1 protein-coding gene is annotated in these 914 nt (G+C 40.7%); it reads right to left on the bottom strand.

The annotated features are described in order from the left end of the window. Window positions 1-909 (bottom strand): IS66 family transposase (tnpC, locus tag AAEY57_RS19295; protein WP_350608582.1); only part of this gene is annotated, 909 nt, incomplete at its 3' end. Window positions 910-914: the final 5 nt, after the last annotated feature.

Genomic DNA, 914 nt, shown 5'->3' with positions numbered 1-914 from the left:
GTAACCATCCACTTGAAGGTAACCTGTATAATTAAGTAAAAAATTCGCAGGATAACAACCCGAACGACCCGGCTGATATTCATACAGTACGATATTTTTAAATGGGTTATTTGCAACAGGCGTGTCAGTACCTGTGCAATATAACCACATATAGGATTTTGTTTTGTCATCACTCACCACATTGACTGTGGTCTCGTCCGCTTGAATGACATGTTGCTCTAATAAGATTTGATGCAATTTGTCATACAGTGGTTTAAATAAACTGGCACATTTGATTATCCAGTCACTCATGGTTTGTCGACTGATTTCAATGCCGTGTTGTTTAAACATGGTTTCTTGCCGATAAAGCGGCAGTGCGTATTGATATTTACTGGTGATGATTTGGCTGAGTAAGCTTGGTGTTGCAATGCCTTTAGGAATTGGACTCGCTGGCATCGGGGCTTGTTTGATTTGAACTTGTGTTTCGTTTTGCTCACAGGCTCGGCAGCTGTATTTAGGTCTAACATGTTCAATCACTTTGATTTGAGCTGGAATAAATTCAAGTTTTTCAGATTTATCTTCACCCATTTTATGCATTTCACCACCGCAGCAGTCACAGCTTTTATTTTCGATGTCGTGCACAATCACTTCGCGTGGTAAATCAGCCGGTAACGCAGTGCGTTTAGCTTTTTTACGGGTGTAAGTAACGGTTTCGTTTTCAGCTTCAACTTCACGTTCTAACTCAGCGATGTCTTCCGCTTCGTTAAATAAATCACCTTGTGCAGGGTGGCCTTCGGTTGATTTACCGAATTGTTTTTGTTGGGCTAATTTGAATTGTTCTTCTAAATACGCGATTCTGGAATCTTTATCCGTTACTTGTTTTTCAAGTTCGGCAATGCGTTTGAGAAGTTGCTGCTCTAGTTCAGTCATAGGGG

Origin of the sequence: Pseudoalteromonas sp. MER144-MNA-CIBAN-0113, from assembly GCF_040308965.1 — a bacterium.
Lineage (GTDB): Bacteria > Pseudomonadota > Gammaproteobacteria > Enterobacterales > Alteromonadaceae > Pseudoalteromonas > Pseudoalteromonas tetraodonis.
This window is presented reverse-complemented; position numbering and strand designations above follow the sequence as displayed.